This is a genomic window from Verrucomicrobiota bacterium (assembly GCA_027622555.1).
In the GTDB taxonomy this organism is placed as follows: Bacteria; Verrucomicrobiota; Verrucomicrobiia; order Opitutales; family UBA2995; genus UBA2995.
In genome coordinates this window covers 23,453-39,058 of sequence record JAQBYJ010000052.1, presented here as the reverse complement: position 1 = coordinate 39,058, position 15,606 = coordinate 23,453, and the positions used below count along the sequence as shown (strand labels likewise).

The following is a 15,606-nucleotide window of genomic DNA, read 5'->3' as shown; positions in this document are numbered from 1 at the left end:
AGCGCCTGTTTTTTGGACTCCCGGTCTAGCATTCATAAGTGCATGACAGGTAAGAACTTGAAAGTACAGCCTTTTTTAATATTTTTTATTTTGAATTTTTACTCTCTAGTTTTACCTTCTAATCCACCTGAGTAGTTACAATAAATGAATGGTAGCAATGATCGTGAGACCATCGAAGAAGATAAAGTATGTTTTGTTTAATTACAGGGAGGAATTGCTTTAGGGTGATATTAACTGTAGGAGGGGCTTTACGCCCCGATTGCACTCCTACAAAAAATAATATTCATATTCGGTGTGTTATTGAAAGTTAGCGACCGGAAATTATTTGGCCAGATTCTTTATCCACCCAGGAGTAGGTATCTGGATTGAAATCGAATTCGTTCCAGAGACGGGCGGGTGGGGCTACTGAGGTTGGGAGCTGGGCGCGCAGTTGTTTGATAGCGGTGGCGTAGCGTTTATTATTAATTTGGTTGGTCCATTCATTGGGATCCGATTGATGGTCATAAAATTCCTCCGTGCCATCGTTGTAACGGATATAGCGGTGCCGTTCGCTTCGCGCGGACATGTGCTGGTTTTCGTCGATGGTGATGGCGGCTTGGCTTCGGGTTTGATTCGGTGACTTCAGCCACGGAACCAGGCTGATGCCGTCGAGTTTCTGCTTGGGGATTTCTTCAAGCTCGCAAAGTTCAATGAGGGTGGGGAAGAGGTCCAGAGTGCTGGCAGGCTGAATTGAGGTTTGCCCGGGTTTACCTAATTTTGGCGAAACGACAATCATCGGAATACGAGTGCCTTCTTCCCAGAGGGTGCGTTTATGCCAATGTTGTTTTTCGCCAAGGTGCCAACCATGATCTGACCATAGCACCACAACAGTATTCTTTGCATAGGGACTGGCGTCCAGGGCATCGAGTAATTTCCCGATTTGTGCGTCAGCAAAACTGATGCTGGCCAGGTAATGCTGGATGGCGGTGGGCCAATTTCCGGCGTCTCTGGTTTTCTTCATATCCATATACTTGCGAAGCCCCAGTTTCTTACCAGCTTCTGGGACGTCATCCAAATCCTCTGGTAAATCTTCGGGTACGAACACCTCGTCCAGCGGATATAGTTCCAGATACTTTTTAGGAAAATACCAGGGCATGTGTGGACGGAAAATGCCACAGGCCAGGAAAAAGGGTTTGTCCTGTTTTTTACTTAGAAAATCCACGCAGTATTGTGCCGCGCGCGCATCATCAAATTCGCTTTCCGGTTTGGAAAAACTTCCCCAATCAACTTCTTTGGAGTAGAGGGAAACGCCGGAAAACGGGAAACCGGAGGGTAGCTCTGTTTTCTCGGTCAAACCATATTGTTCCAGATTCTCGTAGGCAAAGGCGTTGTCGAGAAAGGCCAGGGGTTGGAAGTCATCCCAGTTTTGAGGCGGGTTGTTGCCGGACGTATGATGAAATATTTTTCCAGCTCCGGCGGTGGTGTATCCCTGAGATTTGAAGTGTCCAGGTATCGTAACCAGATCGGGCCGGTTCGGTTTCCACCAGTGTTTGTTGTGATAGATGCCCGAAGTGGATGGCAGTTGACCACTCATTGCAGCAGCTCGACTCGGACAGCAAACCGGGGAGGCTGTGTGTGCATTTAGGAATGCGGTACCTCTCGCGGCCAATCGATCCATGTGCGGTGTATGTACCGTCCCAGGATATCCGCCCATAAAACCGACCCAATCGTTCAGGTCATCAATGGCAATGAAGAGAACATTGGGACGTACTTCTTCGACCCCTGACGCAGGTAATAGGTGTCCTATAATAAATAGGACTAGCTGGAAAATTCGAAGTGAAGCGAATTGCATTTGGGTTAGTGCATAAACTTTTTAATTCCCTTTATGAGCGTCTGCCGAAACTATTCAGTAACGAAAGGTTTATGGCATCCTTACGGTTCCCCTTTTAAACTGTCGCCGTGGAGCATTTCGGCTACTTTAGCCATGCCTTCTTCGCTTAATTCTTGAGCAGCTATTAATTGAGCAAACAGTTCCTTCGTTTCCTCCCGACTGTTTATTCTCGGAAAATCTGTGTCTGGTATAGGGACTTCAAGAAACTCGCACAATGGAGCCCAACCTTCTTTGACTTCGTAAACCAGAAGGCGCTCGGGTGGAAACGAATCGATGACTTCCTGATTCCTATTCTTGTAGTAAGAGACCATGAAATCTCTGTCCTGCATGCGATTGTCCAAGGTATTCCAAATTGTCTTTTGAATCATATGTCCCCACGGACTGTTGCGGATAAAATCTGAAACCTTGGGCGATAAAATTGTTTCGTTGGTGGACTCAAACCACTTATTTGCGTCTCGCACTGTGAGGAGAACTTTCGCGTCGGGGTAATGATCGGCAAGTTCCTTGTAAAAGGTGCATCCTGGATAATCGACGGTTGCTCCGTAGTCTTTGTAAATCGTTTCCCAGTCAGGATTGCCATCAGCTGCATCAATCCAATTCGGTATGTATTCCGGATTATGCATAATCTCGGTCATGTGGTAGCACCGGCCAAGGCCAAGTTGTTCCAGGGCTAATTTCAGCGACCCGGTTCCTGTGCGACCAAGTCCTGCTCCAATAAGTTTAAGCGCCATCGTTTTTCCTTTAATTTAGGTTCCTGTGAATGTCACTTTCCTAGTTTTGGGGTGTAAGTCCGAGTTGTAAACCTCAATAACGAAATCCACCGTTTATTGGATTTAGAAATTTATTTCGGTGATTCTGTTACTTGATAGATAACTGTCTTTTTAATTTATCTATACCGTGCCAAGGTTTTGAAATTAGTTGGAAAAGTATCTGACCGCTAACTCGGTAACTTCATCAGCGCATCCCCACGCTACAGTGTATCCACTACCCCCGTGGCCGTAGTTGTGAATGATCGGCTGATTTGGACCTGACAATTCGAGTTCCAGACGCACTTCGGGTCTTCCGGGTCGCAGTCCTACGGTTGTTCCGAGAATCCGACTATCAGCTAACTCCGGAACCAAATCGATGCATTGTTTGAGAATGAATTCGGTATCCTTGTCCGATGGCTTTCTGTCCCAGTTACCTTCTTGAGCGGTCCCTCCAAGCACCACGTCATCTGTTCGCGGAAGAATGAGAATGTATCTGTCGTTCTTTTGGAACAAACGTGTAGATGCTTTTAATCCGTCAGGTCGACTCACACGGACCACTTGGCCACGAATCGGAAACACTTCTGGGTCTTTTACGAAGTGATGTGCCCAAACGCCGGTGCAGTTAACAACGAGATCATAGTTTGGAAAGAGTTCAGCTGGCGATTCGATTTCTTTAATATAGACCCTGGCACCAAGCGAATTGATTTGATCCCTCAAGTAGGGCATCAATTTCGGTACATCAATTACAGGCAAATTCATCAAATAGGCTTCATGACAGGGGAAGCCGTACTTCGAACCTTCAATCTCTTCGCAATCATCAACCAGGTGCCTCGCATAGGCGCAATCGTCCAGATCTATACAGAACCTATAATGTCTTTCAAAGTGAACTCCGGAGCTGGCATCTGTCTTCGTTCGCGTGTACTCGTCGAAGCTTATTTTTGCCCATTTAGATATACGCTCTTCCGGGTAAGCTTTGTGTGGCCACCAGAAAGCTCCAGCCGCCATGGAGGTTGTTTCCTGAAATTCCTCCTTTGAAAAAATATCAACCGCAAAGCCTTGCCTCAGTAGTCGTTGGGCGGAGGTCAATCCCATAACTCCTTGGCCAACAATGGCAATTTTTTTAACCGACGAAGTCATTTGAATCTGAAAAAATGGTTTGTATTGGAAGCTTCTGAATTATCGCACGGGACTCAACAGAAGATTGTGTTTTCGAAGCGACGCCTGAACGGCATCCAGGTTGATTGCAGGGGCCATTCCATTCATACCATGAACGGTTGTAGCCATAAATAGCAAATTGTAGCGACCACCTGTTCTTCTCTAGTACGGAAATCGCGGATATCGTTCAGGTAACCGTCATTGGTTTCTCCGACCACGATCGCCGCGGGCACCTTCTGCTGAAAAATGTTGCCGTCATGCGGCAAGACCACAGTAACTCCCGTGTGAATCTCCTTGCCCCGATGGATGGTCGTATGGCCGACCTCAACTCCCGGTACATCGGTGATCGCGTTCCATTTTCCGGTCGGCTTCTTAACGACTTGAACACCTATTTCCCGAGCTCTGGCCCGGTTGGCTGAAATTTCTTGGGAGAGTCCGTTTAGGGCGAAAGCCCCAATGAAGATTAGGAGGGAGGCTTTAGGATAATAAGTCACTGATCGAGAGTGATAATAATATAGTTTCTTAATGGTGTTGTGATGGCGGGACCATGAGCTTTCAGAAGGATTAGAGGGATGTCGAAGCTAGAAATGGAGGCTCGGAAACGTATTTTCCTCATTATCGTATGGCTTTAGTACTCGGTTAGATTTCTTTTTCAAGCGTCCGAGCAGCAATATTCCACACATGACCAGCTGGATCCAAAATCCTTCCAACCCTGTCACCCCACAATTGATTTTCAGCAGGAAGTAGAACTCGTGCTCCGGCTGCTACCGCTTGCTCGATTATAGGATCAACCTCATTGCTGTATAGGTAGATAACCACTGCCGAGCTACCATCTTGTTGTGGCGGATTGCTTGCTAGATGCGAAGCTTCTCCATGAACCATAAACATAGCGTCACCGATCTTCATCGTCGCATGTATCACACTTCCATCTTTCGCCACGCGGCGTGACAGTTCTTCTGCATCAAACGCTTGCTGACAGAAATCGATTTCAGCCGAAGCGTCACGACATACGAGCATAGGAATAATCATTTTTTATTTATACTACCTCCCACGGTTCAATGTCACCAGGAACCATCTTAAAGATAGAATGTGCGTCTGGTAAATCGACAGACTTAAACTCTAAATATCGGCTGCGATCCCGTATCCACAATTTCTTTTTCAGGTGATTCCACTCATACTTCAATTGTCCATCGTGAACAGGTATCGGATTCCGCACACGGCCTTTTAGTATCTTGGAAGAATCAAAATGGTACCCACGAACGCTTGCTTCGTTTGATACCGCTAAGAGATAGGTCGCCAAACCACTCACCGGGTTCTTCAAATCCTTAAAACGATCCAATTGCGGATGGTTTCGGTAGCCCTTCGTTTTGCCGTCCAATACTTTTTGAGCCAGCAATGCTTCCCTCCATAAAGCAACTATGCCTTTTGAATCTAAGTATTTCGGATGCAGTGACCAGAGTCGCATTACTCTTTTGTTCTAGTAGCGATATCCGGCCTTCTCGGCTCGTCGTCGAAGAAGCGAGCGTTGATACCAATACGGTCGATGTCACCGATGTCGTTGCGGGCCTGTTCAGCGAGTTGTAGTAGATCTTTGACTACAGTCGGATGTTGAACCGAGACGTCGATTGTTTCGCTTATGTCAGATTCTAAATTATACAGCAGCGGCTTTGAGATATCGATCACGTCTTCCGGTTTGCTGTAGCGTGCCCAGAACTGATCGGACTTTAACGGTAGATGCAGTTTCCAAGGACCGGAACGAACAGCTCGAAGTTGAGTGCGAACGTAATAATAGAATGCTTCCCGCGGACTGGTGGCGCCTTGCACTCCATGGATGAGGTCGCTGATGTCATGACCATCGATGACTCGGTCTTGCGGAACCTGTCCACCTGCCAGCTTCGCGATGGTGGGAAGCATGTCCATGGTCGAAGCGAGTTCCTCACTTACGGATTCGGCTGGAATCTTGCCAGGTGCCCACATGATGCACGGTACTCGAAGCCCACCTTCCCAGGTGGAGGTCTTGGCACCACGGAGTGGGAGGGCGGACCCACCATGAGCCTCAGCGTCCGGTCCGATTCGATCGAGATGACCTTTACTGCGACCCAAATACCACGGCCCATTATCGCTCATGTAGAAAACATAAGTGGACTCATTGAGACCTTCTTCTTTTAAGGTCTCGAAAATACGGCCAACGTTCCAGTCGATTTCCTCGATAACATCACCGTAGATCCCTCCTCTTGATTTGTCTTTAAACGGCTCGGATCTTTCTAGTCGAATATGGGGCATGGTGTGCGGGAGATAGACAAAGAAAGGACGGTTCTTACTCCGCTTGATAAAGCCAATTGCTTCATCGGTATAGCGGCGGGTTAGCTGACTCATGTCTGTATCTTGCTCAATCACGGTATCATTACGTATTAGGTGCACCTTACTGTCATTGCTCGTCGAGGTGCCGAAGAAATAGTCGAAACCTTGATGGAGGGGAAGGAGTTCTGGGGCGTAGCGATTGGGGTCTTGAGTATGACCCGCCAGATCCCATTTTCCAAAGGCGGCGGTGGTGTAACCCACTTCTTTTAAAACCTCCGCAATGGTGATCTCTTCGGTGTGCAAGTATGGATGAACATCGACCCGGTTTCCTTTGGTGGCTACGCGAAGCGGATAACTCCCCGTCATCAACGCCGCTCGGGAGGGTCCGCAAACGGTCTGCGCATAAAAATCTGTAAACCGCATTCCCTCATCGGCCATACGATCAAGGTTGGGGGTTTTTATGTTGGGAGAACCAAAGCGGCCAATATCCTGGTAGCCTTGGTCGTCGGCAAAAATGAGGATGATGTTAGGCGGCTTTGATGAAGTGCGAGTTTCAATTGCGAGGTCCCTTGAGTCGGCTGTTTCCCGTTGCGCATTTCCGGTTGTTTTCGAACTTCCCAATTCCCGTCGGGCTGCAGTTGCTTCGGAAAGGATTTGGCTTACCACTTGTGGGTTTTCGGAAGCAACATTGGTGGATTCGCCGACATCGGTTTTCAGGTTCACTAGAAAGGGTTCTGAGAGTTCTTTGAATTCCTTTTCTCCATTCGCGTGCCAGAAGGGTAAATCATCCAAAGTTCGTGGCAGATGCATTTTCCAATCACCCTTGCGAACGGCTTGCAGGTTTCTGTCGTTGTAATAATAATCCATCTCTCTCGGAGGTTCTGTGGTTTCACCCACCAATAGGGGCCAGATATTTTTGCCATCCAGTTTGCGGTCGTCGGACAGTTGTGTACCCACGATGCCTGCGATCGTTGGAAGGATATCCATCGAGCTTATGGGAACACTCAGCAGTCGTCCGCTTGGTACATGGGCGGGCCAATGAAAAATTGCCGGGACCCGGTGTCCTCCTTCGAAAGTGACATATTTGCTTCCGCGAAAGGAGCCTGCGGACCCGATCTCCTTGGCATACTTGGGCAGAGGTCCGTTGTCGCTGGTGAAAATGATAAGCGTATTCTCTGTGATCTTTAGTTCCGCCAGCGTATCCATCAAAGTACCCATGCTGTCATCCAGTTCCTGGATGATATCGCCATAGTCACCTGCCTTCGATTTACCTACATAGGCCGGATTTGGTTTTAGCGGTACGTGAGGATAATTGTGGGCGAGGTATAAAAAGAAAGGCTGGTGTTGGTTGTTCTTTATAAATGCGACTGCTTTGCGTGTGTAGTCCGTTACCAGCATCGAAAGGTCGGTGGTCTTTGCTATCTCCTCTTTGTCTTTAAAGGATCGCGGATCATGGGCGAAGTTTGAAGGCATGCCATAATAACTATCGAATCCGTGATTGAGCGGATGGAACACTTCGTCGAAACCAAGGTGCCATTTTCCCACCATGCCGGTTGCGTAGCCACGGTTTTTGAGCAACTCGGGGATGGTAATTTCGTTGGGGTGCAATCCCAGATGTTGGTGTTCCGGTCTGGTTGGGCTGATTCCGGTTGAGAGACCTGCCCGTTGAGGATAAGAACCGGTAAGGAGTGCGATACGGGAAGGTGTGCAAATATTCGCTGCCACTCTGTACTGATCAGATCGGACGCCCTGTGCCGCCATTTTGTCGATGTGCGGCGTTTCAATAAATTGCGAAGCGTAACAACTCAGGTCCCCGTAACCGAGGTCATCGGTCAGCACCAGGATGATGTTGGGTTGCGCTCCCGAAAGAAGGGTAGTCAGAAACCCGCTACAGCTTATAGTTACCCAAAGAAAAAGATATCGTCTAAAATTCATATTCAGTGTGTATCGTTGGCGTCTCGCAGGGCCGCAATTTTGAAAACGCCATTAATTTTCAAAAGCGAATGAGGTTAGTAGCATCTAATGGTATTTGTCTTTTGGACATTAATTAGTTTTGGGATCTCTGCACTAGGAGTAGAGATCAAATAAATATTGATTCCAATGGTAAAGGTAAACTTGCAACGCAGGCATTTCCAGATGAGCTGAGGATCTATTTTTCTCGATGGTTGGGCCAAATTCTAAGTAAGTTAGATAAATCTGATTAGACAATGAAATCGACTCTCTTATTTATAGCCTTCTGGATTGTGTTGTTTTCCTCTCAAAGTTTGCTTGGAAAATTGCCTAGAGCAAAGGTCATTGAACTGTTGAACGCCGTCGATCTCGTATCCTAACAAACGGCAATGACAGCTGAGCTTTGGAAGGCCATGCCGAGTCCCGAAACCTATTCTATGCCTGAGGACGAATTTAATGACAAAGTTCAGGCCATCTTGAAGAAGCATGCAGCTAGAATTACGAAGAATCCCAGATACGTAGACCGCATGGTTGATCTTTTGTCCGATAAGTTCACTCCTGACGAATTCGATGAATTACTCAAACTCACAGAAGATCGTACAGCTCGAAAGTACCTGTCTGTCATGCCAGCCCTGACTGTTGAATCCAATCTTCTAGTTAAAGAATTAGGAGAAGATTATTTTGATATGGTAGGCTATGAAATCATGGCTCTCCGGCAAAAGTACATCTTGGCTGAGTGCTATTAGCATCGGGTACCGTCTCTCGTTTTCCCCAATTAATAGATGGTCAGTCAATGCATCTGTTTTCATTAATACGTGGAATCATTTGTGATCGCGGATTCAACTGAATTGATGGTTCTGGATTATAAAAAAAAGATTCGAGCTAGTCTACCCCTAGACCGCTCGAATCTTTTGCTATGCACCATCAACTAAAATGCGTGCATGGTATTATTCTCTCTTTCTCTCCACAAAATTATTCAGGCGGTCTAGCGCGTTGACCTTCGCCACCACCTTTCCCTTGTCCGGGACCTCTTCCTTCGGCTGGTCTTTGGTTAGCTGCGGCAAATTCTTTTTCGCTGAGTTTTCCATCTTTGTCCGTGTCCATTCTAGCCATCATATCAGCTGAGGGCATCCCGTTAAAAATATCTACGGCGGTTTTAAAATGTATGAGGTCGAGCACGCTCGGGAAATCATGCAGTGGTATCGCGACTTTATTCAAGATGCACCTGAGGAGCTAAACGTGTTTTTTGGGTTCAAGTCGATTGTATCTGCTGAACCATTTCCGGAGGAGCTTTGGGGGCGCCAGGTTTGTGCGTTAATACCCTGCTACAGCGGCCCGGTAGAGGATGGACCAAAAGCAATTGCTCCCATGGTTACCGAGTTACCTGAACCGCTCTTTGAAGTGATCGATACAATACCCCTGCCAGTTCTGCAGAGCATGTTTGATCCCATTTATATCAAAGGTCTCCAGTGGTATTTGAAAGGCGACTTTGTTCGGGAGCTTTCTGACGAGGCGATTGAAGCCCACATTGAGCAAGCTGCCAGATCACCCAGTGAATTATGCGTCATGCATTTATATCCCATAAATGCAGCTGTTCATCGCGTGGCATCTGAAGGTACGGCCTGGAGCCGTCGTGATGCCACTTGGTCAATGGTCATTGGCGGAGTCGATTCCGATCCGGCTAAGGCAGAGTCCGTCAAGGCTTGGGCAAAAAATTATTGGGAAGCTACTCATCCCTATTCCTGTGAAGGAACCTACATAAACTTTCTCATGGAAGAAGGGGATGAGCGCATTCAGGCAACTTATGGAGCTAATCACTCCCGTTTGGGAGCCATCAAGGCAAAGTACGATTCTCAAAACTTTTTCCGAGTTAACCAGAACATCAAACCGGAATAACCCCTTAGTCATTAAGTAATTTCCTCACCCACTAAATAGAACCCCAAACATATTATGGAAATCAACGAAGAAAAACTACAGACCTTACTCGGCAAAATGGTTACGGAAATGGGAGCCGCTGCGGTGGCCCCTCTGGTACTGCTAGGCGACCGGCTTGGCCTCTACAAATCACTTGCAAAAAATGGTGGAGAAAAGTTTTTCCGGCCTTCCTATAAAGCCAACCTTATTTCTTCCTGGATACCCGCACTTGATGGAGTCGAGGTAAAACTGAAAGCGGGTGCAAAGGTAGCTGACATTGGTTGTGGGCATGGTGCCTCCACTAAGGTTCTCGCTGAAGCGTACCCAAATTCTGAATTCGTTGGATTTGATTTTCACGAACCTTCTATTGACCACGCCAGGCAACATGCCGAGGAAGCCGGTCTGAGAAATGTTTCGTTCCAGGTGGCCACCGCCAAACATTTCCCTGGAGAAAATTATGATCTTATTACTTTTTTTGATTGCTTGCACGATATGGGAGATCCGGTTGGGGCTGCCTCGCATTGCGTCAAGGCATTAGCTCCTGACGGAACTTGTATGATTGTTGAGCCCTTTGCCCACGACACCTTGCAGGAAAACCTGAATCCCGTCGGTCGTGCGTTTTATTCTTTTTCCACTATGGTCTGCACACCGAGCTGCATTAGCCAGGAGGTAGGATTGGGTCTTGGTGCTCAGGCCGGAGAAAAACGCCTGCGCGAAGTGGTCACCGAAGGAGGTTTCACCCGTTTTCGCAAAGCGGCTGATACCCCTTTAACCTCATACTCGAAGCCCGCCCGTGAACCGACAATATTCCGCTTGTTGGCCCAAGGCGGATGTGTCGACTAGGACCAGTTGTGTTTGTATTCAGAAAATCTAGTTTCTAGTGGTTTATATTTAAGAAGTAACCTTCAATAAAATTCTGTTAAGCTTGGTTGCCTATTGGTAAGCTGCATAGAAGAATGTGCAGCATTAATATGATTCGGACCATCTTGTGTATTACGACGGCCTTCACCTTGGTAGCCATCTCGAACGTTGGTGGGCAAAGCATCAATCGCGGGTACGGTTTAAACATAAAAAGCGACTCGGATCCTGGGCGTTTGCCCAAGCTGGAGCAGATTGGAAAAATTCATCCAGCTGTGCCCAAGAACAGCCTTCTTGGCGCTACGGATAGTTTTTTTGAAGTCCTCGAAGGTGCGGCAGTTGGCGAGGAGGTAGTCGGTCGGGTAAATCTTGCGAACAACTCATTTGAAAAAGCCCAGTTTGTTATTGTCGGTGGAACCGGACGCGATCGATTCACAATCGAGACATTTGTCAATTCTCGGGGAAAGCACTTTGGAGTCATCAAGGTGGCTACCGATAAACTGACACAGCTTGACTACACCCTGCGCGTGAAGGCCACGTTTACCGATGGCACCTCCGATGAACAGGAGTATCGCATCCATCGGGTTAAACAGACTCTTGCAGACGCGTTTCTTGCTCTGAAAGAAAGGGAGTTTTCGCAACACCGACGACTCTCGAGTTCGGAGACAGATGATGAGATCAAAACCATCCTGGATCAAATGAACTCTGATGGCACTTTCAGGGATTTACCGCTGGGAATGGAAAAGCGCGGATGGGAAAATACCTGCGCATCCGCCGAGCGTTTACTCAAGCTTGCCACCGCCTATCTCCGGAAGGATTCAGCTAATTTTAAAAACGAAAACCTCAAGGATCAGCTTTATAAGGGAATTATTCGAAATGCCGAACAGAATGCAAAATACAGGACCGACTGGGCTGAAACGCATGTATGGCGTAACTCCGATTTCATCGCCGGCATTGGCATCCGGTTCTTCCGCCTGCTCCGCGAGGAGATGAGGAGCGATGAGGACTCAATCCGGCAAAAAGCTATCGAGGTCTACGACGCCATTCTGGATGTCTGTGATGTGATGTGGGCCGAACGGATGTATGAGCGTCCGGCTATTGGCAATGCCAACCGAAACCATCGTATGCGCTCCCTGATCACGAGGGTGGTTATTTCCCATGACTACAATCGGGCGTTGACCGATCAGGACGTGTGGTACGATACCGTGGATCCCCGTATTCCCGGCTACTATCCAAACGGAGCGCTTGGGGATGTGATGAAACTTATCGAAACTGGCTTTGTGTTTATGGATACCTACGACAATCGGAACGGGTTCTTCCCGGACGGAACCATATGTCATCATCCACGGGTAGGTCTCCAGTTTACAGCCGATGCCTATGGGTGGGAGTGGTTGGTGGAAAACAGCATTCCCATGGCTCACTTCCTGAGAAACACCCGCTACAAGGCCAGCGATGCCATGTATAACACCATCGCCGACCGAATCCTGGACGCCTACCGCCCCCTGACCTTTAATGGCTACCTCGACATGTCGGTAGGAGGCCTGCTTCCCGACCGGAGCAAGTGGGGAAGAAACCTACTTTTGGCAGCATCCGGACTGCTGGCCGCCAAATCAAACGATACAGTTATTTCCCGCGAAGACGAACTCAGGGAGTTCAAAACCATACTCGAAAACAATCACTTTGTTGACGAGCTGACGCTGAACCAGCCCTTCTGGAATATCGACTACCTGGTTCATCGTCGGCCGGATTTTTTTGCATCGGCCAAGATGATTTCGACGCGTTCGCGAGGTCTTGAGCGGGGAGTTGATCGAAGGTCCTATTACTATCTGGGTGATGGCGCTCTTTTTGTGCGGATGAATGATGACGATTACAATGGGCTTTCCGATGTATACAACTGGCACGCCATCCCGGGTACCACGGCGGAACAACGCCTCGACGCTTTACCTTTAGCCGCAGATTCTCCCTTTCGTGGGGCGGGCGGAACCAATACCTTTGCCGGAGTAGTTTCCGACGGTCGCTTTGGCTTTGGGGCCTTCGAATATGAGCGAAATCACTCCGATGACTCGGTGAACTATTCCACCGTGAATGCCAACAAAGGCTACTTCTTTTTCGAAAACGAAATTGTTGCCTTGGGAAATAACATTCGCCGCGTGCGACCGGGTGACAATCGGGAGATATGGACCACCCTCAACCAGATAGCCTGGAAAGGTGATATTCAGTATCAAGTTGATGGAGGCAACTCGATGACCATTTCGTCAAAAGGAATCGGCGAGACCCTGGATTTGTATGGTATAAAAAAACCAATCTACTTTTTCACGATAGTGTGGGTTATGTCATTCTACCCGGGAATGATTCGGTGAATATTCGTTTGTCCGCCGAGTCGAGAGCCAAGGGTAAAAGGATTTTTCAGCTGGCTATAAACCATGGAGCAACTCCTCAAAGGGATAGCTATCGTTACATGGTTCTCCCAAATACTACTCCTGAAGAGGTGGAACAGTATGTGGATGGTTTGGGTGAGAATCGATCCATCGCTATTTTGCGGAACGATGAAAAGCTGATGGCGGTTCAACAAAGAGCCCTGAACATCTCTCAAGTGGCATTCTACGAAGTTGGTGAAATTGCCATTCCATCCACCTCCGATACTCCCATACAATTGTCCGTGAATCGACCGGCTCTGGTCATGCTCAGGGAAACGGATGAAGGATTTACGTTAACAGTTACCGATCCCAATCATTCGACCGAGGATGCCACTATCCTGGTATCAGTTAATCAAAAGCTATCCGGGCCCAACTGCAGATACGATTCCGATGAAGGCTTCTCACATCTCACATTTACTCACTCTACTGAGGAGGTCTATGCTGGAAAACCAATGATGGTTGCCTATCGTCTGCATTCCAATAATTGATTATATGCCAATGAACTGCTTGATCCGGTCATAGAGCCCGGTTAACTTTGCTATCAACCTATGAAAACAGATTCTCATACACCCGATCGACGTTCCTTTTTAAAAACCATGCTGGCCGCCGGTGCCGCCCCAATGGTTCTCCGTTCCGGACTGCTGGGAAAGGATGCCCCTTCCAAGAAAATCACTCTTGGATTTATTGGTGTGGGTTGGCAGGGAGTAGACCTCAATTTGAAATCCTTTCTCACCGAGGATGACTGTCGCTGCGTTGTGGTGTGCGATGTCTATATGGGTCGTGCGGAGGCAGCTAAGGAACTCGTCGATAAGGAATATGGCAACACTGATTGTCGTGCGGTTCAGGATTTTCGCGAAGTGATTGATGATCCAAGTATCGATGCGGTGGTTATCTCCACTCCTGACCATTGGCATACGACTATGTCGCTAATGGCATTAAAGGCCGGCAAACATGTTTTTTGCGAGAAACCAACCTTTACGATTGGCGAGGGACGTATTCTCGTAAATGCGGTTAAGAAAAGTGGCATGGTTTTTCAAACCGGTTTGGAAGATCGGTCACTTACTCATTACCACCGTATGGTTGAGTGGGTACGCAATGGGGCTATTGGTGATTTGCACCACATGGATGTTGGAGTCCCCGAAGGAGCAATTCATCCCTGGGAAGAGGAACAGGCAGTTCCAGACGATCTCAATTGGAAATTGTGGCTAGGGCCTGCTCCTTATCATCCTTACACAGCCACCCGAACCGAACCCATGCATTGGCGTTATATTCGGGACTACTCCACAGGGATCATTACCGATTGGGGATGTCATCTGGTGGATACCGCTCAATTCGCTGCAGATGATCGACACCAATGCGCGCTTGAAGTAAAAGGGACCGCAGTTGAAGTTACCGAGAAAGCTCAGTCCAACATTCCAGCCAACTACGATCTTCATTACCGGTATTCGAACGGTATAACCATGCAACTCCACAATGTTTCAAAAGAGGAAGGACTTGGGGCAAATGTTTATGTACGATTCTACGGTTCCAAAGGTTGGGTTTCAGTTACCGGTTGGCGCGGACAATTTGATGCCAGCGATCCCACTGTTTTACGAAAGAAATACGCTACGGGAAATTCTAAACATTATCCGCTTCCAGCCCGTGAACATCCCAACTTTTTGGCAAGTATTCGCACGGGCAAAGAACCTACCTATCCCGCTGAAACACTACATAGGCTGAGCACAACTTTACATATGGGCGTTATTGCTGCCGATCTTCAGCGCAAGGTCACATGGGATCCGAAGAAAGAACGCTTTAAGAACGATGAAGAGGCGAATTCCAAATTGACCGTTAAGCAACACGATGACTGGAAATTGGCCTAAGTGGCAATTACGTTCGTTTCAGGAAAATCATGGTTATTTAGAAAAGCATTATGTTTCTCCTCCGCTATTTAGGACTCATAAAGCTCAGACAGAAAACAGGACGTTACTTGCTTGCTTTAGTCCATTGGTGATGCAGGTAACAGGATCGGATTAGTTTCGGTACGCATTCAACTCCTGCAGCAGACGTTCGACCACTTCCGGGTGTTCGGCATTTATTTTGTGCTGCTCGCCGATGTCTTTCGATAAATCGAACAAGAGTGGCGGATCATAAGTCTTCATCGATTCGCGTGCCCGCGTGTCTGGATTTGAGGAACGATCTTTCGAACTGAGATGTATTTTGTAATTACCCGATCGATACGCAATAGAGCCAATGCCATAGAACCATTCTTCTCTTGGGCCAGCTTCACTGTTAATTAAAACTCCGGTCGGGTCCTTTGAAAGCGGCTGTTCCACCGTGTTGTTCAAACATGGTCCAGGGTCCATTGTCGCTGGTAAATATCACTAGTGTATCTTTTTCTATTCCGAGCTCT

13 protein-coding genes and 2 pseudogenes are annotated in these 15,606 nt (G+C 47.8%); 6 read left to right on the top strand and 9 right to left on the bottom strand.

What is annotated here, in order from left to right:
* Nucleotides 1-307 precede the first annotated feature (307 nt).
* From O3C43_14265 to O3C43_14235, 7 genes and pseudogenes are all read right to left on the bottom strand, one after another.
* The gene (locus O3C43_14265; protein MDA1067655.1) at nucleotides 308-1,831 is read right to left on the bottom strand and encodes a sulfatase; all 1,524 of its coding nucleotides are present in this window, start codon (nucleotides 1,829-1,831) and stop codon (nucleotides 308-310) included.
* 80 nt (nucleotides 1,832-1,911) lie between these two features.
* The gene (locus tag O3C43_14260) at nucleotides 1,912-2,601 is read right to left on the bottom strand and encodes a hypothetical protein (GenBank protein MDA1067654.1); all 690 of its coding nucleotides are present in this window, start codon (nucleotides 2,599-2,601) and stop codon (nucleotides 1,912-1,914) included.
* Between the two features lie 183 nt (nucleotides 2,602-2,784).
* Nucleotides 2,785-3,756, bottom strand: a complete 972-nt coding sequence (locus tag O3C43_14255; protein MDA1067653.1) for an FAD-dependent oxidoreductase — start codon at nucleotides 3,754-3,756, stop codon at nucleotides 2,785-2,787.
* 194 nt (nucleotides 3,757-3,950) lie between these two features.
* A pseudogene (locus O3C43_14250) lies at nucleotides 3,951-4,196 on the bottom strand (P1 family peptidase).
* Between the two features lie 217 nt (nucleotides 4,197-4,413).
* Nucleotides 4,414-4,791, bottom strand: coding sequence for a VOC family protein (locus tag O3C43_14245; GenBank protein MDA1067652.1), 378 nt, complete (start codon nucleotides 4,789-4,791; stop codon nucleotides 4,414-4,416).
* A gap of 19 nt (nucleotides 4,792-4,810) precedes the next feature.
* On the bottom strand, nucleotides 4,811-5,239 hold the full coding sequence (locus O3C43_14240) for a pyrimidine dimer DNA glycosylase/endonuclease V (GenBank protein ID MDA1067651.1): 429 nt from the start codon (nucleotides 5,237-5,239) through the stop codon (nucleotides 4,811-4,813).
* Nucleotides 5,239-8,010, bottom strand: coding sequence for a sulfatase (locus tag O3C43_14235; protein ID MDA1067650.1), 2,772 nt, complete (start codon nucleotides 8,008-8,010; stop codon nucleotides 5,239-5,241). Before O3C43_14235 ends, O3C43_14240 begins: the two co-directional genes overlap by 1 nt.
* 404 nt (nucleotides 8,011-8,414) lie before the next feature.
* Here O3C43_14235 and O3C43_14230 point away from each other — a divergent pair, with 404 nt between their 5' ends.
* Nucleotides 8,415-8,771, top strand: coding sequence for a hypothetical protein (locus O3C43_14230; GenBank protein MDA1067649.1), 357 nt, complete (start codon nucleotides 8,415-8,417; stop codon nucleotides 8,769-8,771).
* 226 nt (nucleotides 8,772-8,997) lie between these two features.
* On the opposite strand, the gene O3C43_14225 is transcribed toward O3C43_14230, so the two are convergent.
* Nucleotides 8,998-9,204: a hypothetical protein gene (locus tag O3C43_14225; protein MDA1067648.1), complete on the bottom strand. Its 207-nt coding sequence runs from the start codon at nucleotides 9,202-9,204 to the stop codon at nucleotides 8,998-9,000.
* A 12-nt stretch (nucleotides 9,205-9,216) separates the two neighbouring features.
* On the opposite strand from O3C43_14225, the gene O3C43_14220 reads away from it, so the two are divergent.
* From O3C43_14220 to O3C43_14200, 5 genes and pseudogenes are all read left to right on the top strand, one after another.
* Nucleotides 9,217-9,921: a BBE domain-containing protein gene (locus tag O3C43_14220; protein MDA1067647.1), complete on the top strand. Its 705-nt coding sequence runs from the start codon at nucleotides 9,217-9,219 to the stop codon at nucleotides 9,919-9,921.
* 60 nt (nucleotides 9,922-9,981) lie between these two features.
* Nucleotides 9,982-10,736: pseudogene (locus O3C43_14215) on the top strand (class I SAM-dependent methyltransferase).
* 174 nt (nucleotides 10,737-10,910) lie between these two features.
* A complete protein-coding gene (locus O3C43_14210) occupies nucleotides 10,911-13,157 on the top strand; it encodes a hypothetical protein (GenBank protein ID MDA1067646.1) in 2,247 nt (748 codons plus the stop codon).
* Nucleotides 13,154-13,702, top strand: a complete 549-nt coding sequence (locus O3C43_14205) for a polysaccharide lyase beta-sandwich domain-containing protein (GenBank protein ID MDA1067645.1) — start codon at nucleotides 13,154-13,156, stop codon at nucleotides 13,700-13,702. The genes O3C43_14210 and O3C43_14205 overlap by 4 nt, the downstream gene beginning before the upstream one ends.
* 60 nt (nucleotides 13,703-13,762) lie before the next feature.
* Complete coding sequence (locus O3C43_14200; protein ID MDA1067644.1) at nucleotides 13,763-15,076, top strand: Gfo/Idh/MocA family oxidoreductase; 1,314 nt, start codon at nucleotides 13,763-13,765, stop codon at nucleotides 15,074-15,076.
* 150 nt (nucleotides 15,077-15,226) lie between these two features.
* Here O3C43_14200 and O3C43_14195 read toward each other — a convergent pair whose 3' ends face one another.
* On the bottom strand, nucleotides 15,227-15,559 hold the full coding sequence (locus tag O3C43_14195; GenBank protein MDA1067643.1) for a hypothetical protein: 333 nt from the start codon (nucleotides 15,557-15,559) through the stop codon (nucleotides 15,227-15,229).
* Between the last annotated feature and the right edge of the window lie 47 nt (nucleotides 15,560-15,606).

Coding starts and splice junctions, on each gene's coding strand:
- O3C43_14265 (MDA1067655.1), bottom strand. CDS start 1,831: ATGCAATTCGCTTCACTTCGAATTTTCCAGCTAGTCCTATTTATTATA.
- O3C43_14260 (MDA1067654.1), bottom strand. CDS start 2,601: ATGGCGCTTAAACTTATTGGAGCAGGACTTGGTCGCACAGGAACCGGG.
- O3C43_14255 (MDA1067653.1), bottom strand. CDS start 3,756: ATGACTTCGTCGGTTAAAAAAATTGCCATTGTTGGCCAAGGAGTTATG.
- O3C43_14245 (MDA1067652.1), bottom strand. CDS start 4,791: ATGCTCGTATGTCGTGACGCTTCGGCTGAAATCGATTTCTGTCAGCAA.
- O3C43_14240 (MDA1067651.1), bottom strand. CDS start 5,239: ATGCGACTCTGGTCACTGCATCCGAAATACTTAGATTCAAAAGGCATA.
- O3C43_14235 (MDA1067650.1), bottom strand. CDS start 8,010: ATGAATTTTAGACGATATCTTTTTCTTTGGGTAACTATAAGCTGTAGC.
- O3C43_14230 (MDA1067649.1), top strand. CDS start 8,415: ATGACAGCTGAGCTTTGGAAGGCCATGCCGAGTCCCGAAACCTATTCT.
- O3C43_14220 (MDA1067647.1), top strand. CDS start 9,217: ATGCAGTGGTATCGCGACTTTATTCAAGATGCACCTGAGGAGCTAAAC.
- O3C43_14210 (MDA1067646.1), top strand. CDS start 10,911: ATGATTCGGACCATCTTGTGTATTACGACGGCCTTCACCTTGGTAGCC.
- O3C43_14200 (MDA1067644.1), top strand. CDS start 13,763: ATGAAAACAGATTCTCATACACCCGATCGACGTTCCTTTTTAAAAACC.
- O3C43_14195 (MDA1067643.1), bottom strand. CDS start 15,559: ATGGACCCTGGACCATGTTTGAACAACACGGTGGAACAGCCGCTTTCA.